This is a genomic window from Microbacterium sp. EG9 (genome assembly GCF_059759475.1).
Genome location: NZ_CM186217.1, coordinates 745,993 through 770,289, shown reverse-complemented (window position 1 = coordinate 770,289; position 24,297 = coordinate 745,993). Strand labels below are relative to the sequence as shown.

Below are 24,297 nucleotides of genomic sequence, written 5' to 3'. Positions count from 1 at the left end.
AGGGAGGTCAGACGACGAGCTCGATCTCGCCCGCCGCACCTTCGCGCAGGACGACGTCGTTCGCCGTCGCCCAGCGCAGCAGCGCGTCGATCGTGGAGATGCGCGGCCGGGTCCGGGCGAGGGCGCGTACGAGGGCGCCCTTGCCGGCCTTGTTGAAGTGGTTGAGGGCCCGAGCGGTCCCGTCGTCGCCGACGGTCACGACCCGCAGGTAGGCGCAGCGGAGTCCGGACGGGACCGGCCCCAGAGTCGCGTAGGCCTCCGAGCGCAGGTCGAGGACGAACGCGGGAGCCTCGGCCGCCAGCGCGGACGACACGGCGCCGGCCCAGTGGCGACGCAGCGGCGGGATGCCGGGGAGCGCAGTGCCCGCGGCGAGACGGTAGGCGGGGATCGCGTCGAGCGCGGCGACCGGGCCGAACGGCGCGGAGTGGATGAGGACATGCGCGCCGAGCCAGCGGCGCGCCGCGGGCTCCAGCGTCGCGGCATCCAGGGCGTCGAAGAGGACGCCCGTGTAGCGATCGATCGCCGGCATCGTCGGCGCGCGGCGCAGTGCGGCATTGTCGGCGATGTCGCCGCGCTGGCGCGCGGAGAGTCTGAGCACGGCGGCCGCCGCGTCCTCGTCCGTGCTGAGGGCGATCAGCGCATCGATCACGGCCTCGCGGGCGTCGGTCAACGCGGGAAGGGCCAGCGACCCGACATCCAGCGGCCGGGACGCCCGTCCGCCGGGACGCTTCGTCTCCGACGGCGGCAGCAGGATCAGCATCACGCCTCCCAACAGTGAGAAACCACTCCCCTGCCGACGAACCACCGGAGCGGTGGTTTGTCGAGAGGGAAGTGGTTTCTCGAGGTTTTCAGCGAGACGCGAGTGCGGCGTGGCCGGCCACGATGGTGAGCTCGTCGCCCTCCATCGACAGGAATCCGTCCTGCGCGCTGGCGACGACCTTCGTCCCGTCGGGCTGCGTGATGCGCACCTGCCCTTCGGCGAGGATCGCGAGCACGGGCTCGTGACCGGTCATGAAGCCGATCTCGCCCTCGACGGTCTTGGCGACGACGAGATTCGCCTCGCCGTGCCAGACCTCCTCCTCCGCGGAGACAAGGGTGACGGTCAGCGCCATGTCAGCTGTTCTCCTTCTGGATCTTCGCCCACTTCTCCTCGACGTCGGAGATGCCTCCGACGTTGAAGAAGGCCTGCTCGGCCACGTGGTCGAAGTCGCCCTTGACGATGGCGTCGAACGACTCGATGGTCTCCTTGATCGGGACCGTGGAGCCCTCGACACCGGTGAACTTCTTCGCCATGTAGGTGTTCTGCGAGAGGAACTGCTGGATGCGGCGGGCGCGCGAGACGACGATCTTGTCCTCTTCGGACAGCTCGTCGACACCGAGGATCGCGATGATCTCCTGCAGCTCCTTGTTCTTCTGCAGGATCTGCTTCACGGCCGTCGCCACCCGGTAGTGGTCCTCGCCGATGTAGCGCGGGTCCAGGATGCGGCTGGTCGAGGTCAGCGGGTCGATGGCCGGGTAGAGGCCCTTCGACGCGATCTCGCGGGAGAGCTCGGTCGTCGCGTCGAGGTGCGCGAAGGTCGTGGCCGGCGCCGGGTCGGTGTAGTCGTCGGCCGGCACGTAGATCGCCTGCAGCGAGGTGATCGAGTGACCGCGCGTGGAGGTGATGCGCTCCTGCAGCACACCCATCTCGTCGGCGAGGTTCGGCTGGTAGCCCACGGCCGACGGCATGCGGCCGAGAAGGGTCGACACCTCGGAGCCCGCCTGCGTGAAGCGGAAGATGTTGTCGATGAACAGCAGCACGTCCTGCTTCTGCACGTCGCGGAAGTACTCCGCCATCGTCAGCGCCGACAGCGCGACGCGAAGACGCGTCCCCGGCGGCTCGTCCATCTGGCCGAAGACGAGCGCGGTCTTGTCGAAGACGCCCGCCTCCTCCATCTCGCCGATGAGGTCGTTGCCCTCACGGGTGCGCTCACCGACACCGGCGAACACCGACACACCGCCGTGGTCCTGCGCGACGCGCTGGATCATCTCCTGGATGAGGACGGTCTTGCCGACACCGGCGCCGCCGAACAGGCCGATCTTGCCACCCTGCACGTAGGGCGTCAGCAGGTCGATGGACTTGATGCCGGTCTCGAACATCTCGGTCTTCGACTCGAGCTGGTCGAAGTTCGGCGCCTGGCGGTGGATGCCCCAGCGCTCGGTGATCTCGACGGTCTCGCCGGGCTCGAGGTTCAGGATGTCGCCGGTGACGTTGAACACCTTGCCCTTGGTGACGTCGCCGACCGGGACCGTGATGGGGCCGCCGGTGTCGCGCACCTCCTGGCCGCGGACCATGCCGTCGGTGGGCTTGAGCGAGATGGCGCGCACCAGGTCGTCGCCGAGGTGCTGCGCGACCTCGAGGGTGATCTCCGTCGCGTCGTCGCCGATCGTGATGGTCGTCTTCAGCGCGTTGTAGATGTCGGGGATCGCATCGTGCGGGAACTCGATGTCGACGACCGGGCCGGTGACGCGTGCGACGCGCCCGACGACCGTCGTCTCGGCCTGTTCGGCGGTGGCGGTGGCAGTCATTGTCTGTCTCTTTCGGTGTGGGCGTTATTTGCCGGATGCCAGGGCGTCGGCACCGCCGACGATCTCGGCGATCTGCTGAGTGATCTCGGCCTGACGCGCGTTGTTGCGCAGGCGGGTGTAGTCGGTGATGAGCTTGTCGGCGTTGTCGCTGGCGCTCTTCATCGCCTTCTGGGTCGCGGCGTGCTTCGCGGCCGACGACTGCAGGAGCGCGTTGAACACGCGGCTCTGCACGTACACCGGCAGCAGCGCGTCGAGGACGACCTCGGGGCTGGGCTCGAACTCGTACAGCGGGTAGACCTGGGTGCCCGCGCCGGCGGACTCGACGACCTCGTCCGCCTCGACGACCTCGAGGGGCAGCAGACGAACGGTCTGCGGCTCCTGGGTCATCATGCTGACGAACCGGTTGAAGACGAGATGGATCTCGTCCACGCCGCCCTCCTCCTCGCCGCCGCGGTCGTAGGCGTCCAGCAGGGCGCCCGCGATCTGCTCGGCGGTGTTGAAGTGCGGAGTGTCGGTGTCGCCTACCCACTCGCCGGCCGACGCCATGCGGCGGAACTGGAAGTAGCCCACCGCCTTGCGCCCGACGAGGAAGTACTCGACCTCCTTGCCCTGGGAGCGCAGCAGCTCACCGAGCTGCAGGCCCTCGCGCAGGATCTGCGAGTTGAAGGCACCGGCGAGCCCTCGGTCGGAGGCGAAGATGACGACCGCCGACCGGCGGATCGTCTCCCGCTCCGTCGTGAGGGGATGCTGGACGTTCGAGTGCGTCGCCACGGCGGAGACGGCCCGTGTCACGGCGCGCGCGAAGGGCGAGGAGGCGCGCACGCGCGCCATCGCCTTCTGAATGCGCGAAGCCGCGATGAGCTCCATCGCCTTCGTGATCTTCTTGGTCGTCTGAGCAGAAGAGATCTTCTGCTTGTAGACCCTGAGTTGTGCTCCCATGGATTCTCTGTCTCAGATCGCGCCGGGCGTCAGCCGCGGCGGCCCTTGACGATCTGCTCCTGGTTCACGTCCTCCTCGTGCGCGGCGGCGACCTCTTCGTGACCGGGCTTGTTGATGGCCTGGCCCTTGCCGCCCTGGAACTCGAGGATGAAGGCGTCGGTGACCTTCTCGAGCTCGGCGACCGTCGCGTCGTCGAGCACGTTGGTGTCGCGGAGCGTGTCGAGGATCGTCGTGTTGCGCTTGAGGTAGTCGAGCAGGTCGCGCTCGAAACGGAGCACGTCCTCGACCGCGATCGTGTCGAGCTTGCCGTTGGTGCCGGCCCAGATCGACACGACCTGCTCCTCGACGGGGTACGGGTCGTACTGCGGCTGCTTGAGCAGCTCGGTCAGACGCGCACCGCGCTCGAGCTGACGGCGCGATGCCGCGTCGAGGTCGGAGGCGAACATGGCGAACGCCTCGAGCGAGCGGTACTGGGCCAGCTCGAGCTTGAGCGTTCCCGAGACCTTCTTGATCGACTTGACCTGGGCGTCGCCGCCGACGCGCGAGACCGAGATGCCCACGTCGACCGCGGGACGCTGGTTGGCGTTGAACAGGTCGGACTGCAGGAAGATCTGGCCGTCGGTGATCGAGATCACGTTGGTCGGGATGTAGGCCGAGACGTCGTTGGCCTTCGTCTCGATGATCGGAAGACCCGTCATCGAGCCGGCGCCGAGCTCGTCGCTCAGCTTCGCGCAACGCTCCAGCAGACGCGAGTGCAGGTAGAACACGTCGCCGGGGTACGCCTCACGGCCCGGCGGGCGGCGCAGGAGGAGCGAGACGGCGCGGTAGGCCTCGGCCTGCTTCGACAGGTCGTCGAAGATGATCAGGACGTGCTTGCCGCCGTACATCCAGTGCTGGCCGATGGCCGAGCCCGTGTAGGGCGCGAGGTACTTGAAGCCGGCGGGGTCGGATGCCGGGGCCGCGACGATCGTCGTGTACTCCATGGCACCGGCATCCTCGAGCGCACCCTTGACGGAGGCGATCGTGGAGCCCTTCTGACCGATGGCGACGTAGATGCAGCGGACCTGCTTGTTGACGTCGCCCGACTCCCAGTTGGCCTTCTGGTTGATGATCGTGTCGATCGCGATGGCCGTCTTGCCGGTCTGACGGTCGCCGATGATGAGCTGACGCTGACCGCGGCCGACGGGGATCATCGCGTCGATGGCCTTGATGCCGGTCTGCATGGGCTCGTGCACGCTCTTGCGCTGCATGACGCCGGGCGCCTGCAGCTCGAGGGCGCGGCGCCCCTCGGTGGCGATCTCGCCGAGGCCGTCGATCGGGTTGCCGAGCGGGTCGACGACGCGGCCGAGGTAGCCGTCGCCGACGGCGACCGACAGGACCTCACCGGTACGGGTGACCTTCTGGCCGGCCTCGATGCCGGAGAACTCGCCGAGCACGACGACGCCGATCTCGTTCTCGTCGAGGTTCAGCGCGAGGCCCTCCACGCCGTTGTCGAAACGCACGAGCTCGTTCGCCATGACGCCGGGAAGACCCTCGACGTGCGCGATGCCGTCGGCGGCGTCGACGACCGTGCCCACCTCGGTGGCGGCGGCGCCGGCCGGCTCGTAGGCGGCGACGAAGTCTTTCAGCGCGTCACGGATGACGTCGGGGCTGATGGTCAGATCTGCCATGGTGTTCCTTCTGTTCTAGCCAGCGAGGCGCTGGCGCAAGTCGTTGATTCGGGAGGAGACGGTCCCGTCGATGACGTCGTCACCGATCTCCACGCGCATTCCGCCCAGCACCTCCGGGTCGACGACGACGTTCACGGTGACGTCGGCGTCGTAGCGGGCGCTCAGCGCGGCCGCGAGGCGATCCTGCTGCGCGGCGTCGAGCGCGCCGGCCACCCGCACGGTGGCGACCTTCTTGCCGCGCTGGTCGGCGACGAGCTGGAGCGCGCGGTTCAGAAGGAAGCGCACACGGCGCTCCCGGGGCTGCTGCACCAGCTGCGAGGCGATGAGGGCCGTGGCCTCTCCCGCCCGGCCGCCGAGCAGCTTCTCGATCAGCGCGCCCTTGGCCGACGCGTCGCCCCGCCTGCTGCCGAGCGCCAGCTCGAGCTCGGGGTTGGCCGCGACGAGGCGTGCGACCTGGAACAGCTCGCCCTCGACGTCCGTGCCGGGAGCCCCGATCGCGGCGGCGCGGATCGCGAGCTCCTCGATGCCGGAGATGAGGTCGTGCGTCGACGACCAGCGCTGCGAGACCGCGGAGGTCAGCAGCCGGACGGCGACGGGACCGTACCCGGCGAACACGGCGCGGGCGACCTGGGCGCGCGCCTCGGCAGGCGCGCCCCATGCGGAGAGCGCGCCGCTCAGCTGCGCCGAGTCGGCGATCTCGCGCGCGGCCGCGAACAGCTCGCGAGCGACCGTGAGGTCGCCCACGCCGGCTGCCGTCAGCTCCGCCGTGGTCGTCGCCAGTGCCTGAGTGGTCGCGCTGCCCATTACTTCGCCTTCTCGAGGTCGGCGAGGAAGCGGTCCACGACGCCCTTCGCCTTGGCGTCGTCCGAGAGCGACTCGCCGATGACGCCACCGGCCAGGTCGAGCGCCAGGGTGCCGACCTCGCTGCGCAGCGACACGAGCGCCGTCTGGCGCTCCGCCTCGATCTGCGTGTGCGCGGCGGCGGTCAGGCGCGAGGCCTCGGCGGATGCCGTGTCCTTCGCCTCGGCGACGATCTTCTTGCCGTCCTCACGGGCGGCGTCGCGGATCTCACCGGCCTCCTTGCGAGCCTCGGCGAGCTGCGCCGTGTACTCCTCGAGCGCGGCTTCGGCCTTGCGCTGCGCCTCGTCGGCCTTCGCGATGTTGCCTTCGATGGCGGCGGCACGGTTGTCGAGCAGCACCTTCATCTTGGGAAGGGCGACCTTCCACACCACGACGAGGATGACGATGAAGCAGACACCCGACCAGATGATGTCGTACCAGGCGGGGATGAGCGGGTTGTGGCCCGCTTCCTCCGCGGCGTACGCGACAAGATTGCGCATCCTGTCTCCTTAACTGGTGCGGGCGATCAGACGAAGATGAAGCCGGCAGCGATGCCGATGAAGGCGAGCGCCTCGGTGAAGGCGATACCGATCCACATGAGGACCTGCAGGCGGCCGGCCAGCTCGGGCTGACGGGCGACGCCCTCGATCGTCTTGCCGACGACGATGCCCACGCCGATGGCGGGGCCGATGGCCGCGAGGCCGTAGCCCATCGTCGCGACGTTGCCGGAAAGCTCGGCGAGAACCGTAGTTGCGTCCACGGGGTTTTTCCTTTCGGGGTTGGGTGGGAGAGGCGGGAGCCTCGCCCGCTCAGTGCTCTTCTGCCACCGCGAGCTGGATGTAGACCGCGGTGAGGATGGTGAAGACGTAGGCCTGGAGGAAGGCCACCAGGATCTCGAACAGGGTGAAGGCCAGACCGAAGGCGAGCGAGCCCGCCGCCAGAGCCGACCACCAGCCGCCGAGGGTGATGAGGAAGAACTGCGTCGCCGAGAAGAACAGGACGAGCATGAGGTGACCGACGATCATGTTCATCAGCAGTCGCAGGGTGAGCGTCACCGGGCGGATGATGAACGTCGACAGGAACTCCAGCGGCGTGACGATGATGTAGAGGAACGGCGGGACGCCCGAGGGGAACAGCGCGTTCTTGAAGAAGTTCTTCGGGCTCTTCTTCATACCCGCGTAGATGAACGTCACGTAGCTGATCACCGCGAGCATCAGCGGGACGGCGATGATGCTCGTCCCGGCGAGGTTCATGAACGGGATGATGCCTGTGATGTTGAAGAACAGGATCATGAAGAACATCGTGGTGAGGATCGGCAGGAAGCGCTGCCCGTCCTTCTTGCCCAGGAGGTCTTCGGCGATGTTCACGCGGACGAAGTCCAGGCCCATCTCGGCGATGCTCTGGAAACGGCCCGGCACGATCCGCATGCGACGGGTTCCGGCCCACAGGAACAGCACGAGAGCGATCGTCGCGATGAACTGGATGAGGTGGATCCGCGTGACGGGGACGCCCAGGACGCTGAAGAGGACGTCCGGGAAGAACTCATCGATGGACGGGCCGTGGAAGCCGCCGTCTTCGGCGGTCTTGGCGATCAGTGTCGCAGCTTGGGTAAACAGCGCTGGCTCCAGCTTCGGGGCACCGGATGCAACCGGTGCGACGATGGTCGGTGTGAGCGTCACTGCGCACGCGTTTCGCGGAGCGCGAACGGGCGCAGAGACAGCCTATCAGCCCCGGGAGGGGTTATCGTCCGCGGGCCGCGGACCGTCCTCGGCATCCCCCCTTTCCGGGGGCGCCGGGCGTCGCGCCTCGTCGATGACGTCGGCGAGCGTGGGCAGCGAGGCGTCGCTGACGACGGGCACGCGCATGCGCACCATCACGATCGCGTCGATCGCGAGCGAGACCACCACGCTGATGACGAGCGCGATGAAGAACACGCCGGCATTCAGCCACGGCTGACCCCGCAGCAGGAACAGCACGACGAGGAAGACGACGAACTTCAGCAACCATCCGCCCATCACGGCGCCGAAGAAGATCGGCACGTACAGCGGATCGCCGAACCACCGGTTGGACACGAGGATCGTGACCGCCGTGAACCCGAGGAAGACCGCCGCGAGGACGATCGCGACCAGCGCGCTCCACAGACCGGAGGTCCCGGCCACGGCGAAGCCGATCAGCGCGCCGACGACGGCCAGGATGCCGGTGGCGAGGGCCGACCACAGGAGGGTCGTGCGCAGGACGGTGGTGCTGGACAGGGAGCTCATGAGGTCCTCGGGGTCGGATCGGACGGGGGCGCCGCGGCGCCGTCGGCAGCGGTGGGGGCGGAACGCCGGGACGGCATGAAGGTGACGACGAGGCAGGCCGCGATGCCGACGAGGACGAACACCCCGCCGATCGCGTAGTCCCCCGGCCAGTTCTGGGTCGTCCCGATGTACATGAGCAGCACGCCCACCGACACCACGGCCGTCCACGCGTAGAAGATGAGGACGGCGTCGCGGTCGCTGTGCCCCATGTCGAGCATGCGGTGGTGCAGGTGCTTGCGATCGGGAGAGAAGGGCGACTTCCCGCGCGCCATGCGGCGCACGATCGCCATCCCGAAGTCCAGCAGCGGCAGCAGCACGACGACGACCGGCAGCAGGATGGGGATGAACGCACCCAGCAGCTGCGAGCGGCCGAACACGTCGTTGTCGCCGAGCAGCGCCGGCGGCAGGTTGCCCGTGAACACGATCGCCGACGACGCCATGAGAAGTCCGAGCAGGAGCGCCCCCGAGTCTCCCATGAACAGTTTCGACGGGTTCCAGTTCAACGGCAGGAAGCCGACGCACACACCGATGAGGGCGACGGCGATGAACGAGGCGAGGCTCGAGTAGCTCGATGCGCCCGTGTCGCGCGCGACGAGGTAGGTGTACACGAAGAACACCGCGTTGGCGATGAGAGCGACCCCGGCGACGAGGCCGTCCAGTCCGTCGATGAAGTTGACCGCGTTCATGACGATGACGATCGCGATCACCGACATCGCGAAGCTCGCGAAGCTCGACACCACGAACTGCTGGCCGAACGGGATGAAGAAGATCTGGATGCCGCCGAAGCCCACCACGATGCCGGCGGCGAGGAACTGCGCACCCAGCTTGATCATCCAGTCCAGATCCCACAGGTCGTCGAGCACGCCGACGACGACGATCAGGGCGGAGGCGCCGAGCAGCGACCAGATGACCGCCGGATCGGCCCAGAAGATCTGGAAGTAGCCGATCTGCGAGGAGATGCCGAAGGCCACCAGCACGCCGAGGAACATGGCCACGCCGCCGACGCGCGGCTTGGGCGTGGTGTGGACGTCACGCTCACGGATCTCGGGGTACAGCTTGAGCCGCATCCCGATCCGCCAGACGACCCAGGTGAAACCGAGGGTCGCCACGGCCGTCACGGCGACGGTGAGCAGATAGAACCTCATGGCGCGGGCGCGTCGTCGCCGAGCGGCTCGGGGTCGGGCTCGAGCAGCTCGCCCAGCACCTCGCGGAGCCGGTCGCGCGGGACGGCGCCCTCGCGGAGCACCCGGACGGGACGCCCTCCCGGGACGGCGAGGCCCGTCGCGTCGACGATCGTCGACGCGACGCCGTGCGAGGACGGTCCCCCGTCGAGGTAGACGGAGACGCTGTCGCGCAGCATCGTGTAGGCGCTGTGCACGTCGACGGCCGCGGCCTTGCCGGTGAGGTTGGCACTGGAGACCGCCAGCGGGCCGCAGTCCTCGAGCAGCTCGAGCGCGATGCGGTCGGCGGGCATGCGCACCGCCACGGTGCCGCCCGTGTCGCCGAGGTCCCACGACAGGGAGGGCTGCGACGGCAGCACGATCGTGAGTCCGCCCGGCCAGAACTCCTCGACCAGTCGCTCCACGGGAGCCGGCACGTCCGAGACCAGGGCGCGCATCGTCGACAGGCCCGCGACCAGGACCGGAGGGGGCGACTGGCGCCCGCGCCCCTTCGCCGCCAGGAGCGCGGCGACGGCGCTGGCGCTGAACGCGTCGGCCGCGATGCCGTACACGGTGTCCGTCGGCATGACGATGAGCTCACCGCGCCCGATCGCCTGCCGTGCCTTGCGCAGACCCGGAAGCAGCTGCTCCGTGTCGCGGGCGTCGAAGAACTCAGACATATCGTGTCCAGTCTACGTTTGACCCGCGCGACGTTTCGACTCGCTGCGCTCGCTCAACGACCGGAAGGTCAGGGGCGGAGGGCCGTCGTCGCCCGGTCGCGGAGGGTGAGGTCGGGATGCGTGGCGCACGCGCGCCAGCCGTCGGCCTCCAGCAGCGCGCGGATGGGGCCGCCCTGCCACTCCCCGTGCTCGATCACGAGGGTCCCCCCGGGGCGCAGCAGACGCCGGCCGACCCGGGAGAGCACGCGGACGACGTCCAGGCCGTCCTCTCCCCCGTACAGCGCCGACGGCGGGTCCCAGTGGCGCACCTCCGGGTCGCGCGGCACGGCGGCGTCGGGGACGTAGGGCGGGTTGGAGACGAGCACGGCCACCGAGCCGTCGAGCTCCGGGAACGCGTCGGCGAGGTCGATGAACGCCAGGCGCGCCTGCGGCGCGTGCCGGGCGAAGTTCTCCTTCGCCCACACGAACGCGTCGAGCGCGTTCTCCGCCGCGTGCACCTGCGCGTGCGGCACCTCCGTGGCCATCGCCAACGCGATGGCGCCCGAGCCGGTGCCCAGGTCGACGGCGACGGGCTCGGCATCCGGCACGGCGCGCAGCGCGTCGATGGCGAGCTGGGCGACCATCTCGGTCTCGGGCCGCGGCACGAAGACTCCCGGACCCACCCGCAGCTCGAGATGGCGGAAAGGAGCCGTGCCCGTGAGGTGCTGGAGCGGCTCACGGGCGGCGCGGCGGGCGATCAGCGCCTCGAACGCCGTCGTGTCGTCGGGGACGTCGTCGCCACGCAGAGCCGCGGCGAGCAGTTCTCCGCGCGTGCGGCCCCAGACGTGCGCCGCCAGCAGCTCCGCATCGACGTCGGGCGTCGGCACCCCCGCGGCGGCGAGCGTCTGCGTCGCCCGTCGGAGCAGGTCGGACAGGCCGGTGGCAGCGCGTCGTGCGGGCGCGCCGGAATCGTGCGGGGGGATCATGAGCCCTCCCACCCTAGTCGCGCCCGCCGGCGGATGCCGCGCGGGAGGCCCGTGCACCCGTGAAGAATCGTCACAATCGACTCCGGAGCAGATCGGGCGCTTAGGCTGGTGCGAGACGCCGACGGCGACGCGATCACGCACGACCGGGCGGCACCCGACCGCACGAAAGGCAGGCCATGTCCGGCATCCACCCCGACATCACGAGCGCATTCGGCAACACTCCCCTGGTGCGTCTGAACCGCATCGCCGAGGGCCTGCCCGGAACGGTGCTCGCCAAGCTCGAGTTCTACAACCCGGCGTCCTCCGTCAAGGACCGCCTCGGCATCGCGATCGTCGACGCCGCCGAAGCGGCGGGCGCGCTGCAGCCGGGCGGCACGATCGTCGAGGGCACGAGCGGCAACACCGGCATCGCGCTGGCGATGGTCGGCGCCGCACGCGGCTACAAGGTCATCCTCACGATGCCCGCGTCGATGTCGGTCGAGCGTCGTCTGCTGCTGAAGGCCTACGGTGCCGAGCTCGTGCTCACCGAGCCCGCGCTCGGCATGAAGGGCGCCGTCGCGAAGGCGGAGGAGATCGCCGCCGCGACGCCCGGCGCCATCCTCGCCAAGCAGTTCGCCAACGAGGCCAACCCCGCCATCCACCGCAAGACGACGGCCGAGGAGATCCTCCGCGACACCGACGGCGAGATCGGCTACTTCGTGGCCGGCATCGGCACCGGCGGCACGATCACCGGCGTCGGCCAGGTGCTGAAGGAGCGGGTGCCGGAGGCGAAGGTCATCGCCGTCGAGCCGGCCGACTCCCCGCTGCTGACCAAGGGCACGCCCGGGCCGCACAAGATCCAGGGCATCGGACCGAACTTCATCCCGGAGATCCTCGATCAGGGCGTCATCGACGAGGTCGTCGACGTCGAGTTCGACGACGCGATCCGCGTCGCCCGCGAGGTCGCGACCACGGAGGGCATCCTCGTCGGCATCTCCTCCGGCGCCGCGATCTGGGCCGCACTGCAGATCGCCGCCCGCCCCGAGGCCGAGGGCAAGAACATCGTCGTGATCATCCCGTCCTTCGGCGAGCGGTACCTCTCCACGGCGCTCTACGAGCACCTGCGCGAGGACTGATCCCCGACGTGACCCGCACCACCGGCCCCTCCGCCGCGCCGCGACTCGGGGCGTTCGCCCGCGTCCGCGAGGACATCGCCGCCGCGAAGCTGCGCGACCCCGCAGCCCGAGGCGCGGCGGAGATCGCCGTGCTCTACTCCGGGCTGCACGCGATCTGGTCCTACCGCCTGGCGAACGCCCTGTGGCGGCGCGGCTGGCGCTTTCCGGCCCGGGCCCTGTCGCAGCTGACGCGCTGGCTGACCGGGGTGGAGATCCATCCGGGTGCGACCATCGGGCGCCGCTTCTTCATCGACCACGGCATGGGCGTCGTGATCGGCGAGACGGCCGAGATCGGTGACGACGTCATGCTCTACCACGGCGTCACCCTCGGCGGACGCACCCGCGACGCGGGCAAGCGCCACCCCACCCTGGGCGACGGCGTGGCGGTGGGCGCCGGCGCGAAGATCCTCGGCCCCGTGCGCATCGGCGCCGGATCCGTCATCGGGGCCAACGCGGTCGTCACGCGCGACGCACCGGAGGACTCGGTGCTGGTCGGCGTTCCCGCGAAGGCGCGCACGCGCCGCGCGGGCGAAGACACCCGCGCGCTGCTGACGACGCCGGAGTACTACATCTGACGCATCGTCAGGACGCGCGGCGGCTCTCGACCTTCTTCTTGAGGAGCACCGCGGGCAGCAGGAACGCCGCGATCGCGGTGACGACCCACACGATCATCGGGGCGACCACCCAGGTCCACCAGGGCGATCCGATCGTGAGCCCCGCCCCCGGGATGATCGCCGTCACGAGCAGCGCGACGAAGGTCGACACGATGCCGATGCCGCCGAGGAAGGCCGGCGCGTTGCGCTGGGCGACGCGCGCGAGCCACGGGGCGAGGACGCTCTGCAGCACCGCGAAGATCACGATCGCCAGGATGAACCCGAACGGACTGCGCCAGTCGATCGTGAAGCCGGGCAGCACGATGTCGGCGACGATGAGGCCGACCGCCGCCGACGCGAGGAAGACGAGGGCGCGCAGGAGGAACGTGATCATGACGCGAGCGTAGCGGCATCCGTCGGCGCGCGACGACCCACGCGGTCAGTCGCCGCCGAGCGCCGCCAGCCGCGCCTCTTCGTCGGCGGCGATGGCCGACTCGATGAGGGGCCCGAGGGCGCCGTCCATGACCTGATCGAGGTTGTAGGCCTTGTAGCCGGTGCGGTGGTCGGCGATGCGGTTCTCGGGGAAGTTGTACGTGCGGATGCGCTCGGAACGGTCCATGCCGCGGATCTGCGAACGGCGGGCGTCGGATGCCGCGGCATCCCGCTCCTCCTGCTGCTTGGCGAGCAGCCGGGCACGCAGCACCCGCATGCCGGCCTCGCGGTTCTGCAGCTGGCTCTTCTCGTTCTGCATCGAGACGACGATGCCGGTCGGCAGGTGCGTGATGCGCACCGCGGAGTCGGTCGTGTTGACGGACTGTCCACCCGGACCCGACGAGCGGAACACGTCGATCTTGAGGTCGTTCGCGTCGATCTGCACCTCTTCGGGCTCGTCGACCTCCGGGAAGACGAGGACACCCGTCGTCGACGTGTGGATCCTCCCCTGCGACTCGGTCGCGGGGACGCGCTGCACGCGATGCACGCCGCCCTCGTACTTGAGGTGGGCCCACACCCCCTGCGCGGGGTCGGTCGAGCTGCCCTTGATCGCGACCTGGACGTCCTTGTAGCCGCCCAGATCGGATTCGTTGCGTTCCAGCAGCTCGGTCTTCCACCCCATGGATGCCGCGTACTGCAGGTACATCCGCAGGAGATCGGCCGCGAACAGGGCCGACTCGGCGCCGCCCTCCCCCGCCTTGACCTCGAGGATCACGTCGCGCGCGTCGTCGGGGTCGCGCGGGATGAGCAGGCGCCGCAGCTTCTCCTGCGCGGCGGCGACCCGCTCCTCGAGGACCGGGACCTCGTCGGCGAAGGCGTCGTCCTCACGGGCGAGCTCACGCGCGGCGGCGAGGTCGTCGTCCGCCGCACGCCACGCGTCGTGCGCCGCGACGATCTTCGACAGCTCGGCGTAGCGACGGTTGACGCGCTTCGCGCGGGCGGCATCGGCGTGCACCGCGGGGTCGGAGAGCTCCTCCTGGACCGCGCGGTGCTCGTCGATCAGCGCCTGGACGGACTCGAACACGGTCCCGCTCAGCGGATGCTGTTCTCGTGTCCGTGGCTGTGGCCGCCGGCGGTCGTGGACACCGACTTCATCTGCACGTTCTGCATCTGGTAGAGGAACTCCACGTTCGAGCTCGTCTCCTTGAGCTTGCCGAGGACCACCTCGAGGGCCTGCTGCGGGTCGAGGCCGGCGAGGGCGCGACGCAGCTTCCAGGTGATCTTGACCTCGTCGGGGTTCAGCAGCATCTCCTCGCGGCGCGTGGACGAGGCGTTGACGTCGACGGCCGGGAAGATGCGCTTGTCGGCCAGCTGACGCGACAGGCGCAGCTCGCTGTTGCCGGTGCCCTTGAACTCCTCGAAGATGACCTCGTCCATCTTGGAGCCGGTCTCCACGAGCGCCGTCGCGAGGATGGTGAGCGATCCGCCGTTCTCGATGTTGCGGGCGGCACCGAAGAAGCGCTTGGGCGGGTACAGGGCCGACGCGTCGACGCCACCGCTGAGCACGCGGCCGCTGGTGGGCGCCGAGATGTTGTAGGCGCGGCCGAGACGCGTGATCGAGTCGAGCAGCACGACGACGTCGCGGCCGAGCTCCACGAGGCGCTTGGCGCGCTCGATGGCGAGCTCCGCGACGGTCGTGTGGTCTTCGGCCGGGCGGTCGAAGGTCGAGGCGATGACCTCGCCCTTGACCGTCCGCTGCATGTCGGTGACCTCTTCGGGGCGCTCGTCGACGAGCACGACCATGAGGTGGACCTCGGGGTTGTTCGTCGCGATCGCGTTCGCGATCTGCTGCAGGACGATCGTCTTGCCGGCCTTCGGCGGCGCGACGATGAGACCGCGCTGGCCCTTGCCGATCGGGGCGACGAGGTCGATGATGCGCTGCGTGAGCTTCTCCGGCGCCGTCTCCAGGCGCAGGCGCTCCTGCGGGTAGAGCGGCGTGAGCTTGCCGAACTCGACGCGCTCGGCGGCGTCGTCGACCGACAGGCCGTTGATGGCGTCGACCTTCACCAGCGCGTTGTACTTCTGGCGGCTCGACTGCTCGCCCTCGCGCGGCTGCTTGATGGCGCCGACGACGGCGTCGCCCTTGCGCAGGTTGTACTTCTTGACCTGGCCGAGCGAGACGTAGACGTCGCTGGCGCCGGGCAGGTAGCCCGTCGTGCGCACGAACGCGTAGTTGTCGAGCACGTCCAGGATGCCGGCGATCGGGATGAGGACGTCGTCCTCGCCGATCTCGGTCTCGAACTCGTCGCCGTTCTGGTTCTGTCCGCCGCGACGCTTGTTGCGCTGACGACCGCGTCCCTGACCCTGCTCGTCGGCGTCGTCGTTCGACGTGTTGTCCTCGGCGGGGGCCGCGGGAGCGGCCGGCGCGTTCTGGCCGCCCTGCGTGGCCGGGGCGTTCTGCGCGGCCTGGGCGTTCTCGCCGCGCTGGCCGCGGTTGCGGCTGCGGCTGCGCGAACGGCTGCGGCTGCGGCTCGGGGTCTCCCCCTCGGCCGCGTTCTCGCCGGATGCCGTGGCGTCGGCGGCTGCAGCGTCGGCACCCGTCTCGTCCTGGGCAGGAGCGGTCTCGCCCTCACCGGACGGGGCGACGGCGTCGGTCGCCGCAGCCGCGGTGTCGGGGGTCTCCGCCGGCGCGACGGTCTCAGCGGGCGCGTCCGCGCTCTCGGCGGCGGGCGCGTCGGCGGTCTCGACGACGGTCTCGGCGGCGGCGGTCTCGGCGGCGGGGGCCTCGGCATCCGTCGCCTCGGCGGCCGGCACGTCGGTGCTCTTCGCACGGCGCGGGGCACGCTTGCGCGGCGCCTTGACGGGCTTCTCGACGACCGGCGCCTCCTCGCTCGCGGCGGCGGGGGCCTCGGCATCCGAGGGCACCTCGACGTCGGGGGCCTCGCTCTGGACGGCCTCGGCGGCGGGCTCCTCCGGCGCGACGGGCTCCTCCGCGGGAGCCTCCTCCGCGGGAGCCTCCTCCGCGGCGGCCTCCTCGACGGGGTTCTCCTCCGCCGGGGTCTCCTCGGCGGTGGGGGCGTCGGTCACCTCGGTCGCGGCGGCGTCGCCGGCGGCTTCCGTGTTCTCGACGTTCTCGATGTTCTCGGTCTGGATCTCGGAGAGGGACTCCACGAGTTCTCCTTCGTAGGCATGTGGACGGGGACCGTCCGCATCGCGCCGTCCACGACAGGCGCTACCGCTCTCGTGCGCGCATGCACGTCTAGCTCAGACGCGCGATGGTGCAACGTGAGGGTTATGCGGTGGTTCGCAGAATTGCGACGGAGGCCAGATTCACGGTCACGCCGTGGCACCCTCCGTATGGTTCCTCACTGTACCACCCCTGACGTCGACGGCGAGCATGCGCGGCTCCCACGGAGTGTCCGTGACGGTGGCCGCCACCTCCGCGGCCGCGAGACGCTGACCGGGACCGTCGGCGAGCACGAGCACGCTCGGTCCGGCTCCCGACACCACCGCCGCGAAGCCGCGGGCACGCAGGGCGCGAACGAGCTCGTCGGTCGCCGGCATCGCCTGGGCCCGGTACGACTGATGCAGCTTGTCCTCGGTGGCCGCCATCAGCAGCTCCGGGCTCTGCGTGAGCGCCGCGATCAGCAGGGCCGAGCGCGACACGTTGAAGACGGCGTCCTCGCGCGTGACCTGCAGGGGCGCGAGCCCGCGCGCGACCGACGTGGACATCGTGAAGTCGGGGACGAACACGAGCGGAGCCACGCCGCGGTGCACCAGCAGCTTCTTGTGCTGCGGGCCGTTCTCGTCCATCCACGCGATCGTGAGGCCGCCGAACAGCGCCGGTGCGACGTTGTCGGGATGTCCCTCGAGCTCCGTCGCGAGCCGCAGCAGCGTGTCGGGACCGAGCTCGACGTCGCCGGCGAGCAGCCCCTGGGCCGCGAGCAGCCCGGCGACGACCGCCGCGCCCGACGAGCCCATGCCGCGCCCGTGCGGGATGGTGTTGTGCGCGACGAGACGGATGCCGGGCATCGGACGGCCGGAGGCCTCGAAGGCGTATGCCATGGCCCGCACGACCAGGTGCGAGGCGTCGGTGGGGACGTCGGCGGCGCCCTCCCCCGAGACGACGATCTCCAGCCCCGGCTCGGGCAGCGCCGTGACGACGAGCTCGTCGTACGAGCTCAGCGCGAGGCCCAGCGTGTCGAAGCCCGGCCCGAGGTTGGCGCTCGTCGCGGGCACGCGCACCGCGACGGCACGCCCCGCCTCTGCCGCGGTCATGCCAGGTCGAGGACGGACGCGACCTCACTGGTCGTCGCGTCGACGACGGTGGGCTCGACCTCGGTGCCGTCGGCGTTGCGCAGGGCCCACTGGGGGTCCTTGAGGCCGTGGCCGGTGACGGTGATGACGATGGTCGCGCCGGCGGGGATCACGCCCGCCTCAGCGCGGTCCAGCAGGCCCGCGACGCCGATCGCGCTGGCCGGCTCGACGAAGACGCCGGCCGTGCTGGCCAGCAGCTTCTGCGCCGCGAGGATGCGCGCGTCGTCGATGGCGCCGAACCAGCCCTGGGTCGCGTCGCGCGCTTCGAGGGCGAGCTCCCACGAGGCGGGGTTGCCGATGCGGATCGCCGAGGCGATCGTCTCGGGGTTGCGGACGACCTCGCCGCGCACGAGCGGCGCGGAGCCCTCGGCCTGGAAGCCGAACATGCGCGGCACCTTGGTCGCGACGCCGCGCGCGGCCTCCTCGCGGTAGCCCCGGGAGTAGGCCGTGTAGTTGCCGGCGTTGCCGACGGGGATGAGGTGGAAGTCGGGGGCGTCGCCGAGCTGGGAGACGACCTCGTAGGCGGCCGTCTTCTGCCCCTCGATGCGGTCGGGGTTGACCGAGTTGACGAGGTGGACGGGGTAGTTGTCGGCGAGCTCGCGCGCGATCTCGAGGCAGTCGTCGAAGTTGCCGCGCACCTGGATCAGCCGACCGCCGTGGATGACCGCCTGGCTGAGCTTGCCCATCGCGATCTTGCCCTCCGGGACCAGCACGGCCGCCGTGATGCCCGCGTGCGCCGCGTAGGCGGCGGCGGATGCCGACGTGTTGCCGGTCGAGGCGCAGATGACGGCCTTCGCGCCGTGCTCGACGGCGCGCGAGAGCGCGACCGTCATGCCGCGGTCCTTAAACGAGCCGGTCGGGTTCATGCCCTCGAACTTGATGAAGACGTTCGCGCCGGTCTGCTGCGAGAGCGCCGCGGCGGGGATCAGGGGCGTGCCGCCCTCGCCGAGCGTCACGACCGTCGACGTCTCCGTGACGCCGAGCCGATCGGCGTATTCGCGCAGGACTCCCTGCCAGACGTGTGCCATGTCCATCTCCTTCTTGCGGTGCCGCGACCGCGAGTTCAGTTTCCCCGGATCAATTGCCTTCGACGCGCAGGACCGACACGACGCGGCCGACCACGCCGCTGGCGGCGAGACGGTCGACGGTGTCGCTGAGGTCCTGCTCGCGTGCCGTGTGGGTGCCGATGACCAGCCGCGCGACGCCCGGAGCGTCCTCGGCCTCGGTGGGCACGGTCGGCTCGATCGTCTGCTCGACCGTCGCGATCGACACGCGTCCCTCGCTGAGGATGCCGGCCACCGTCGCGAGCACACCCGGCTCGTCGGAGACCTCGAGGGTGATCTGGTAGCGCGTGGTGACGCGGCCGATCGGGAGCACCGGGAGGTTCGCGCGCGTGGACTCGCCGACCCCGACCCCGCCGGCGATGTGGCGCCGCGCCGCCGACACGACGTCGCCGAGCACGGCGGACGCCGTCTGCACGCCGCCGGCGCCCGCGCCGTAGAACATCAGGTTCCCGGCCGCCTCGGCCTGGACGAAGACCGCGTTGTTGGCGCCGTGCACGCTCGCCAGCGGGTGCTCGCGCGGGATCAGGGCGGGGTACACGCGCACCGAGATCGCCTCGCCGGTGGGCGAGTCCGCCTCGGCGTCGGCGAGGCGCTCGCAGACGGCCAGCAGCTTGATGACGTAGCCGGCGTGACGGGCGGCATCCATCGCCTGCTTGTCGATGCGCGTGATGCCTTCGCGGTGCACGGCGTCGAGCGGGACGGCGGTGTGGAAGGCGAGCGAGGCGAGGATGGCCGCCTTCTGCGCCGCGTCGTAGCCTTCGATGTCCGCCGTGGGGTCCGCTTCCGCGTAGCCGAGCTTCTGCGCGTCGGCGAGGACCTCGTCGAAACCGCTGCCCACGCTGTCCATGCGGTCGAGGATGTAGTTGGTCGTCCCGTTGACGATGCCCATGATCCGCTGCACGCGGTCGCCGGCGAGCGAGTCGCGCAGCGGCCGGATGATCGGGATCGCACCGGCGGCGGCGGCCTCGTAGTACACCGACGCGCCCACCTGATCGGCGGCGTCGAAGATCTCCGGGCCGTGCGTGGCCAGCAGTGCCTTGTTGGCGGTGACCACGTCGGCGCCCGACGACAACGCCAGCAGGATGTCGGTGCGGGCGGGCTCGATGCCGCCCATCAGCTCGATGACGATGTCGGCGCCGACGATCAGCTGCTCGGAGTCGGTGGTGAACAGCTCGCGCGGCAGGTCCGCGTCGCGCGGCGCGTCGGGGTTGCGCACCGCGATGCCGACGAGATCGAGCGCGGCGCCGGCACGGTCGGCCAGCTCGTCCGCGTGCTTGCGCAGGAGCGCGGCGACCTGGGACCCGACGGCCCCCGCCCCGAGCAGGGCCACACGCAGTCGACGGTAGTCGGTCATTCGTTCTCCTCGCCGGATGGGGAGCCGGAGGCGACCCCGAGGTCGCGCGCCAGCAGGTCGTCGATGGTCTCGCCGCGCACGATCACCCGTGCCGCGCCGTCCCGGACGGCGACGACCGGCGGCCGCGGCACGTAGTTGTAGTTGCTCGACAGCGAGAAGCAGTAGGCGCCGGTCGCGGGCACGGCGAGCAGGTCGCCGGGGGTGACGTCGCCGGGCAGGTACTCCGCGTCGACGACGATGTCGCCGGACTCGCAGTGGCGGCCCACCACGCGGGCCAGGGCGGGCGCGGCATCCGAGGTGCGCGATGCGAGACGGGCGGAGTACTGCGCGCCGTACAGCGCCGGACGCGCGTTGTCGCTCATGCCGCCGTCGACGCTGACGTAGAGCCGTTCGAGCTCGTCGCTGACCTGCACGGGCTTGACGGTGCCCACCTCGTACAGGGTCACACCGGCGCGGCCGACGATCGTGCGGCCCGGCTCGAAGGCGAGGTGAGGCAGCGGGATGCCGCGGACCTCGCACTCGCGCGCGACGGCGTCGACGATGCCGTCGGCCAGCGCGGCGATGGGCGTGGGCGTATCGACCGACGTGTAGGCGATGCCGAAGCCGCCCCCCAGGTTGAGGACGGGGATGTCGCCGCCGGCGAGCAGCTGCGCGTGGAGGTCGACCACGCGAGCCGCGGACTCCTCGAAGCCGCGCGCGCCGAAGATCTGCGAGCCGATGTGGCAGTGCAGGCCGACGAAGCGCAGGCCCGGCAGCTCGCGGATGCGGGCGACGACGGCCGGGGCGTCGGCGAGGGCGAACCCGAACTTCTGGTCCTCGTGGGCGGTCGCGAGGAAGTCGTGCGTCTCGGCGTGCACGCCGCTGTTCACGCGGACGAGGACCGCCTGCGGCTCGGCCCCGGCGGCGACGCGGCGCTCCACGATCGCGGCGAGCCGCTCGAGCTCGATGCGGGAGTCGATGACGATCGAGCCGATGCCGATCTCGACGGCGCGCTCCAGCTCGGTCACCGACTTGTTGTTGCCGTGCAGCCCGAGCCGCGACGGGTCGGCGCCGGCGGCGAGGGCCACGGCGAGCTCACCGCCGGTGGCGACGTCGACCGCGAGTCCCTCTTCGGTGACCCACCGCACGATCTCCGTCGACAGGAACGCCTTGCCGGCGTAGTAGACCCGGGCCTGCACCCCGTGGCCGGCGGCGGCGGCGGCGAACGCCTCGCGGACCTCGCGGGCGCGGCGGCGCACGGCATCCTCGTCGAGGACGTACAGCGGTGTGCCGAAGCGGGCGCGCAGCGCGGCGGCGCCGACGCCGGCGATGAGCAGCTGGCCGTCGTCGTCGCGGGCGGCCGAGGCCGGCCAGACAGCCGCGGCGAGCGCGTTCGCATCGTCCGGCACGGTGAGCCACGCGGGCACGAGCGGGCGGTCGGAGGCGGCGGACACGTGCGGAACCAATCGTGTGGGGTCGGGCTGCCGACGGTCACGTCACGCCCGGCAGTCCTAGAAGTCTAGGGCACCCCCGCATGCCGCCTCACGCATGTGACGACCCCCGCGAGACGCCCCGGGCCCGCCCCGCCTCAGCTGCACGTGCCCTTCTGCTGCAGGGCCGTGTCGACGGTGATCCGCGGATCGACCGCGACGTCCGCGACCACCTGCGATCCGTCGACGCGCACCGCGGACAGCGTGAGCCCGGCGGGCAGGTACTGCTTCACGCACACGTCCCAGTCGCGCACCACGGTGCGCGCGACCGCGCCGAACTGGTCGATCAGCACGTCGGCCGACACCTCGGCGCCCGACACCCGCAGCGTGCGCGGCGTGAGCACCAGGTCGCCGTCCGACGCCGAGGGCGCGAGGCTCACCCCGACCGGCACCGCCAGGGCGAACAGCCTCAGCTCCGTCGACATCACGATGTCCGGCGCCTCGAGCGTGACGGCATCCGACGGGAAGCCCTCGACGGTGCCGAGCAGCGCCCGCACCTGGGCCTCGTCCAGACGCACGGTCGCCGACGCGCTCTGCAGCGGCTGGTCGCCGCCGACGGGCACACCCGCGGCGTGCACCTCGACGTCGCCCGTGAGCTGCCCGAGCGGGACGTCCGCGGCGGACACGGTGACCTCGTCGAGACGGCCCGCGATCAGCTGCGGCAGCATCTGACCGGGGACGGCGACGTCGATCTGCTGATCGGCGGGGAGGTCGAGCCGCGACACGACCTGCTCGCGGATCGTCCGCTCCACGACACCGCGGGCGATGTACTCCCCCGCGAACCACGCGCCGACGGCGAGCGCCGCGACCGCGAGCACGGCGATCAGCCACGGCCAGCGGCGGCTGCGACGTCGTCGCGGTGCGGATGCCGCGGCATCCGTCGACAGCACCCACTGCGCCGTCGGGTCGGGAAGCGGCTGGGTGGGGTGCTGGTCGCTCACGTCACATCCGCTCGGGCGCGCTCACACCGAGGAGTCCGAGTCCGTTGCGCAGCACCTGACCGGTCGCGTCGTTGAGCCAGAGCCGCGTGCGGTGCAGGTCGGTGACCGGCTCGTCGCCCAGCGGCGTCACCCGGCAGGTGTCGTACCAGCGGTGGTACAGGCTCGCGAGCTCCTCGAGGTAGCGCGCGACACGGTGCGGCTCGCGCACCTCGGCGGCGTAGGCCACGATGCGCGGGAACTCCTGCAGGGCGCCGAGCAGGGCCGACTCGCTCTCGTGGTCCAGCAGCTCGGGCACGAACGCGCTGCGGTCGACGCCGGAGTCCGCCGCGTTGCGCGCGACGTTGTGCGTGCGGGCATGCGCGTACTGCACGTAGAAGACGGGGTTGTCGTTCGTGCGCTTCGTGAGGATCTCGGGGTCGAGGGTCAGCGGCGAATCGGCGGGGTACCGCGCGAGCGAGTAGCGCAGCGCATCGGTGCCGAGCCAGTCGCGCAGGTCGTCGAGCTCGATGATGTTGCCGGCGCGCTTGGACAGCCGCGCGCCGTTGACCGAGACGAGCTGGCCGATCAGCACCTCGATGTCCTTCTCGGGGTCGTCGCCCGCCGCGCCCGCGAGCGCCTTGAGGCGGTGGACGTAGCCGTGGTGGTCGGCGCCGAGGAGGTAGATCTTGTGCGCGAAGCCGCGGTCGCTCTTGTTGAGGTAGTAGGCGGCGTCGGCGGCGAAGTAGGTGTACTCGCCGTTGGAGCGACGGATCACGCGATCCTTGTCGTCACCGAAGTCGGTCGTGCGCACCCACACGGCGTCGTCCTGGTCGAACACGTGCCCCTGGGCGCGCAGGCGGTCGACGGCCTCGTCGACGAGGCTCGGCTCGCCGTTCGGGCCGTGGGCGTGGAGCGTGCGCTCGCTGAAGAACACGTCGAAGTGGACGTTGAACTTCTCCAGCGACGCCTGCAGGTCGGCCAGCTGCAGGGCGTACGCCCGATCGCGCGCCTCGACCACCTGGTCCTCCGCCGGCAGGTCGAGGATGCCCGGGAGCTCGGCGAGGACGCGACGGGCGAGGTCGTCGATGTAGGAGCCCGGATAGCCGTCCTCGGGGGTCGGCTCGCCCTTGATGGCGGCGAGCACGGAACGGCCGAAGCGGTCCATCTGCGCGCCCGCGTCGTTGATGTAGAACTCGCGCACGAGCGTCGCACCGCTGGCCAGGAGCACCCGCGCGATCGCGTCGCCCAGGGCCGCCCACCGGGTGTGGCCGATGTGCATCGGGCCGGTGGGGTTCGCGCTCACGAACTCCAGGTTGATGCTCTGCCCGCGCTGGGTCTCGTTGGTGCCGTAGGCCGCGCCGGCCTCGACGATCGTCCGGGCCAGGGCACCGGCGGCGCCCGCCTCGAGACGGATGTTGATGAAGCCGGGACCGGCGACCTCGACGCTCGCGACGCCGTCGGTGGCGGCGAGCGCGTCGGCGATCTCCTGCGCGAACTCGCGCGGGTTCGCCCCGACCGCCTTGCCGAGCTTCAGCGCGGCGTTGGACGCCCAGTCGCCGTGGTCGCGGTTGCGCGGCCGCTCCAGCGGCAGGTCGGCCGCGGTCAGACCGGCGCTCGCACCGGGGCGTCGCGCCTCGGCGAGCGGGGCGATGACGGCGAGGAGGGCGGCGGAGAGGGCGTCGGGGTTCATAGCCCGTCAAGTCTACGGGCGCGTGCCGCCCGCAACCTGCGTGCGCGGCTCGGCATCCGTCGTGAGGTGCGGGGTCTTGCGGGGCCCGCCCCGCGCACCGGCGCCGGCACGACTCCACCTGAGACGTCTGCGAAGCCACGAAAGCTGCGGACAGCAGACCCACAGGCGGAGTTGCGCAGGCG

At 70.8% G+C, this 24,297-nt stretch carries 24 protein-coding genes; 2 read left to right on the top strand and 22 right to left on the bottom strand.

Annotated elements, in window-relative coordinates:
- Positions 1-7: 7 nt before the first annotated feature.
- The 13 genes from AC6CQV_RS03590 to prmC form a co-directional block, all read right to left on the bottom strand.
- Entirely contained in the window at positions 8-760 is a 753-nt protein-coding gene (locus AC6CQV_RS03590) for a YaaA family protein (RefSeq protein ID WP_498260310.1), read from the bottom strand.
- 88 nt (positions 761-848) lie between these two features.
- Positions 849-1,112 carry a F0F1 ATP synthase subunit epsilon gene (locus AC6CQV_RS03585; RefSeq protein ID WP_060958887.1) on the bottom strand — a complete coding sequence of 88 codons (264 nt, stop codon included), beginning with the start codon at positions 1,110-1,112 and terminating at the stop codon, positions 849-851.
- A gap of 1 nt (position 1,113) precedes the next feature.
- Positions 1,114-2,568, bottom strand: a complete 1,455-nt coding sequence (gene atpD, locus AC6CQV_RS03580) for a F0F1 ATP synthase subunit beta (RefSeq protein ID WP_060958888.1) — start codon at positions 2,566-2,568, stop codon at positions 1,114-1,116.
- 24 nt (positions 2,569-2,592) lie between these two features.
- Entirely contained in the window at positions 2,593-3,507 is a 915-nt protein-coding gene (locus tag AC6CQV_RS03575; RefSeq protein ID WP_191008826.1) for a F0F1 ATP synthase subunit gamma, read from the bottom strand.
- Positions 3,508-3,536: 29 nt separating this feature from the next.
- Positions 3,537-5,177 carry a F0F1 ATP synthase subunit alpha gene (gene atpA, locus AC6CQV_RS03570; protein ID WP_061782495.1) on the bottom strand — a complete coding sequence of 547 codons (1,641 nt, stop codon included), beginning with the start codon at positions 5,175-5,177 and terminating at the stop codon, positions 3,537-3,539.
- Positions 5,178-5,192: 15 nt separating this feature from the next.
- Entirely contained in the window at positions 5,193-5,981 is a 789-nt protein-coding gene (locus AC6CQV_RS03565; protein WP_061782496.1) for a F0F1 ATP synthase subunit delta, read from the bottom strand.
- On the bottom strand, positions 5,981-6,517 hold the full coding sequence (locus tag AC6CQV_RS03560; RefSeq protein WP_060958892.1) for a F0F1 ATP synthase subunit B: 537 nt from the start codon (positions 6,515-6,517) through the stop codon (positions 5,981-5,983). Before AC6CQV_RS03560 ends, AC6CQV_RS03565 begins: the two co-directional genes overlap by 1 nt.
- A gap of 26 nt (positions 6,518-6,543) precedes the next feature.
- Positions 6,544-6,777, bottom strand: a complete 234-nt coding sequence (gene atpE, locus AC6CQV_RS03555; RefSeq protein WP_060958893.1) for an ATP synthase F0 subunit C — start codon at positions 6,775-6,777, stop codon at positions 6,544-6,546.
- Between the two features lie 49 nt (positions 6,778-6,826).
- Positions 6,827-7,696 carry a F0F1 ATP synthase subunit A gene (gene atpB, locus AC6CQV_RS03550; protein WP_101306628.1) on the bottom strand — a complete coding sequence of 290 codons (870 nt, stop codon included), beginning with the start codon at positions 7,694-7,696 and terminating at the stop codon, positions 6,827-6,829.
- 45 nt (positions 7,697-7,741) lie between these two features.
- Positions 7,742-8,278: a Cg1360 family ATP-synthase-associated protein gene (locus AC6CQV_RS03545; RefSeq protein WP_101306629.1), complete on the bottom strand. Its 537-nt coding sequence runs from the start codon at positions 8,276-8,278 to the stop codon at positions 7,742-7,744.
- A complete protein-coding gene (locus tag AC6CQV_RS03540) occupies positions 8,275-9,462 on the bottom strand; it encodes an MraY family glycosyltransferase (protein WP_060958895.1) in 1,188 nt (395 codons plus the stop codon). The genes AC6CQV_RS03545 and AC6CQV_RS03540 overlap by 4 nt, the downstream gene beginning before the upstream one ends.
- Positions 9,459-10,157, bottom strand: a complete 699-nt coding sequence (locus AC6CQV_RS03535; protein WP_061782497.1) for an L-threonylcarbamoyladenylate synthase — start codon at positions 10,155-10,157, stop codon at positions 9,459-9,461. Before AC6CQV_RS03535 ends, AC6CQV_RS03540 begins: the two co-directional genes overlap by 4 nt.
- A 68-nt stretch (positions 10,158-10,225) precedes the next feature.
- The gene (gene prmC, locus AC6CQV_RS03530; RefSeq protein WP_060958897.1) at positions 10,226-11,122 is read right to left on the bottom strand and encodes a peptide chain release factor N(5)-glutamine methyltransferase; all 897 of its coding nucleotides are present in this window, start codon (positions 11,120-11,122) and stop codon (positions 10,226-10,228) included.
- 176 nt (positions 11,123-11,298) lie between these two features.
- Here prmC and cysK point away from each other — a divergent pair, with 176 nt between their 5' ends.
- Both cysK and epsC read left to right on the top strand, forming a co-directional pair.
- Positions 11,299-12,237 (top strand): cysteine synthase A, encoded by a 939-nt coding sequence (gene cysK / locus AC6CQV_RS03525; protein ID WP_061782498.1) that lies wholly within the window; start codon positions 11,299-11,301, stop codon positions 12,235-12,237.
- 8 nt (positions 12,238-12,245) lie between these two features.
- The gene (epsC, locus tag AC6CQV_RS03520) at positions 12,246-12,851 is read left to right on the top strand and encodes a serine O-acetyltransferase EpsC (RefSeq protein ID WP_060958899.1); all 606 of its coding nucleotides are present in this window, start codon (positions 12,246-12,248) and stop codon (positions 12,849-12,851) included.
- 7 nt (positions 12,852-12,858) lie between these two features.
- Here epsC and AC6CQV_RS03515 read toward each other — a convergent pair whose 3' ends face one another.
- From AC6CQV_RS03515 to AC6CQV_RS03475, 9 genes are all read right to left on the bottom strand, one after another.
- On the bottom strand, positions 12,859-13,263 hold the full coding sequence (locus AC6CQV_RS03515) for a phage holin family protein (protein ID WP_060958900.1): 405 nt from the start codon (positions 13,261-13,263) through the stop codon (positions 12,859-12,861).
- A 45-nt stretch (positions 13,264-13,308) separates the two neighbouring features.
- Positions 13,309-14,385, bottom strand: a complete 1,077-nt coding sequence (prfA, locus tag AC6CQV_RS03510; RefSeq protein ID WP_060958901.1) for a peptide chain release factor 1 — start codon at positions 14,383-14,385, stop codon at positions 13,309-13,311.
- 8 nt (positions 14,386-14,393) lie between these two features.
- Complete coding sequence (gene rho, locus AC6CQV_RS03505; protein ID WP_498260309.1) at positions 14,394-16,472, bottom strand: transcription termination factor Rho; 2,079 nt, start codon at positions 16,470-16,472, stop codon at positions 14,394-14,396.
- 165 nt (positions 16,473-16,637) lie between these two features.
- Positions 16,638-17,579 (bottom strand): homoserine kinase, encoded by a 942-nt coding sequence (gene thrB / locus AC6CQV_RS03500; RefSeq protein ID WP_060959191.1) that lies wholly within the window; start codon positions 17,577-17,579, stop codon positions 16,638-16,640.
- A complete protein-coding gene (gene thrC, locus AC6CQV_RS03495; RefSeq protein ID WP_060959190.1) occupies positions 17,576-18,646 on the bottom strand; it encodes a threonine synthase in 1,071 nt (356 codons plus the stop codon). Before thrC ends, thrB begins: the two co-directional genes overlap by 4 nt.
- A 49-nt stretch (positions 18,647-18,695) precedes the next feature.
- Entirely contained in the window at positions 18,696-20,036 is a 1,341-nt protein-coding gene (locus AC6CQV_RS03490) for a homoserine dehydrogenase (RefSeq protein ID WP_498260308.1), read from the bottom strand.
- The gene (gene lysA, locus AC6CQV_RS03485) at positions 20,033-21,469 is read right to left on the bottom strand and encodes a diaminopimelate decarboxylase (protein ID WP_498260307.1); all 1,437 of its coding nucleotides are present in this window, start codon (positions 21,467-21,469) and stop codon (positions 20,033-20,035) included. Before lysA ends, AC6CQV_RS03490 begins: the two co-directional genes overlap by 4 nt.
- Before the next feature lie 134 nt (positions 21,470-21,603).
- The gene (locus tag AC6CQV_RS03480; RefSeq protein WP_498260306.1) at positions 21,604-22,446 is read right to left on the bottom strand and encodes an LmeA family phospholipid-binding protein; all 843 of its coding nucleotides are present in this window, start codon (positions 22,444-22,446) and stop codon (positions 21,604-21,606) included.
- 1 nt (position 22,447) lies between these two features.
- Positions 22,448-24,115 (bottom strand): arginine--tRNA ligase, encoded by a 1,668-nt coding sequence (locus AC6CQV_RS03475; protein WP_061782503.1) that lies wholly within the window; start codon positions 24,113-24,115, stop codon positions 22,448-22,450.
- Positions 24,116-24,297 lie beyond the last annotated feature (182 nt).

Excerpts from the sequence above, each read along its gene's own strand:
- AC6CQV_RS03590 (WP_498260310.1), bottom strand. The coding sequence starts at position 760 with ATGCTGATCCTGCTGCCGCCGTCGGAGACGAAGCGTCCCGGCGGACGG.
- AC6CQV_RS03585 (WP_060958887.1), bottom strand. The coding sequence starts at position 1,112 with ATGGCGCTGACCGTCACCCTTGTCTCCGCGGAGGAGGAGGTCTGGCAC.
- atpD (WP_060958888.1), bottom strand. The coding sequence starts at position 2,568 with ATGACTGCCACCGCCACCGCCGAACAGGCCGAGACGACGGTCGTCGGG.
- AC6CQV_RS03575 (WP_191008826.1), bottom strand. The coding sequence starts at position 3,507 with ATGGGAGCACAACTCAGGGTCTACAAGCAGAAGATCTCTTCTGCTCAG.
- atpA (WP_061782495.1), bottom strand. The coding sequence starts at position 5,177 with ATGGCAGATCTGACCATCAGCCCCGACGTCATCCGTGACGCGCTGAAA.
- AC6CQV_RS03565 (WP_061782496.1), bottom strand. The coding sequence starts at position 5,981 with ATGGGCAGCGCGACCACTCAGGCACTGGCGACGACCACGGCGGAGCTG.
- AC6CQV_RS03560 (WP_060958892.1), bottom strand. The coding sequence starts at position 6,517 with ATGCGCAATCTTGTCGCGTACGCCGCGGAGGAAGCGGGCCACAACCCG.
- AC6CQV_RS03545 (WP_101306629.1), bottom strand. The coding sequence starts at position 8,278 with ATGAGCTCCCTGTCCAGCACCACCGTCCTGCGCACGACCCTCCTGTGG.
- AC6CQV_RS03540 (WP_060958895.1), bottom strand. The coding sequence starts at position 9,462 with ATGAGGTTCTATCTGCTCACCGTCGCCGTGACGGCCGTGGCGACCCTC.
- AC6CQV_RS03535 (WP_061782497.1), bottom strand. The coding sequence starts at position 10,157 with ATGTCTGAGTTCTTCGACGCCCGCGACACGGAGCAGCTGCTTCCGGGT.
- prmC (WP_060958897.1), bottom strand. The coding sequence starts at position 11,122 with ATGATCCCCCCGCACGATTCCGGCGCGCCCGCACGACGCGCTGCCACC.
- cysK (WP_061782498.1), top strand. The coding sequence starts at position 11,299 with ATGTCCGGCATCCACCCCGACATCACGAGCGCATTCGGCAACACTCCC.
- AC6CQV_RS03515 (WP_060958900.1), bottom strand. The coding sequence starts at position 13,263 with ATGATCACGTTCCTCCTGCGCGCCCTCGTCTTCCTCGCGTCGGCGGCG.
- thrB (WP_060959191.1), bottom strand. The coding sequence starts at position 17,579 with ATGACCGCGGCAGAGGCGGGGCGTGCCGTCGCGGTGCGCGTGCCCGCG.
- thrC (WP_060959190.1), bottom strand. The coding sequence starts at position 18,646 with ATGGCACACGTCTGGCAGGGAGTCCTGCGCGAATACGCCGATCGGCTC.
- AC6CQV_RS03490 (WP_498260308.1), bottom strand. The coding sequence starts at position 20,036 with ATGACCGACTACCGTCGACTGCGTGTGGCCCTGCTCGGGGCGGGGGCC.
- AC6CQV_RS03475 (WP_061782503.1), bottom strand. The coding sequence starts at position 24,115 with ATGAACCCCGACGCCCTCTCCGCCGCCCTCCTCGCCGTCATCGCCCCG.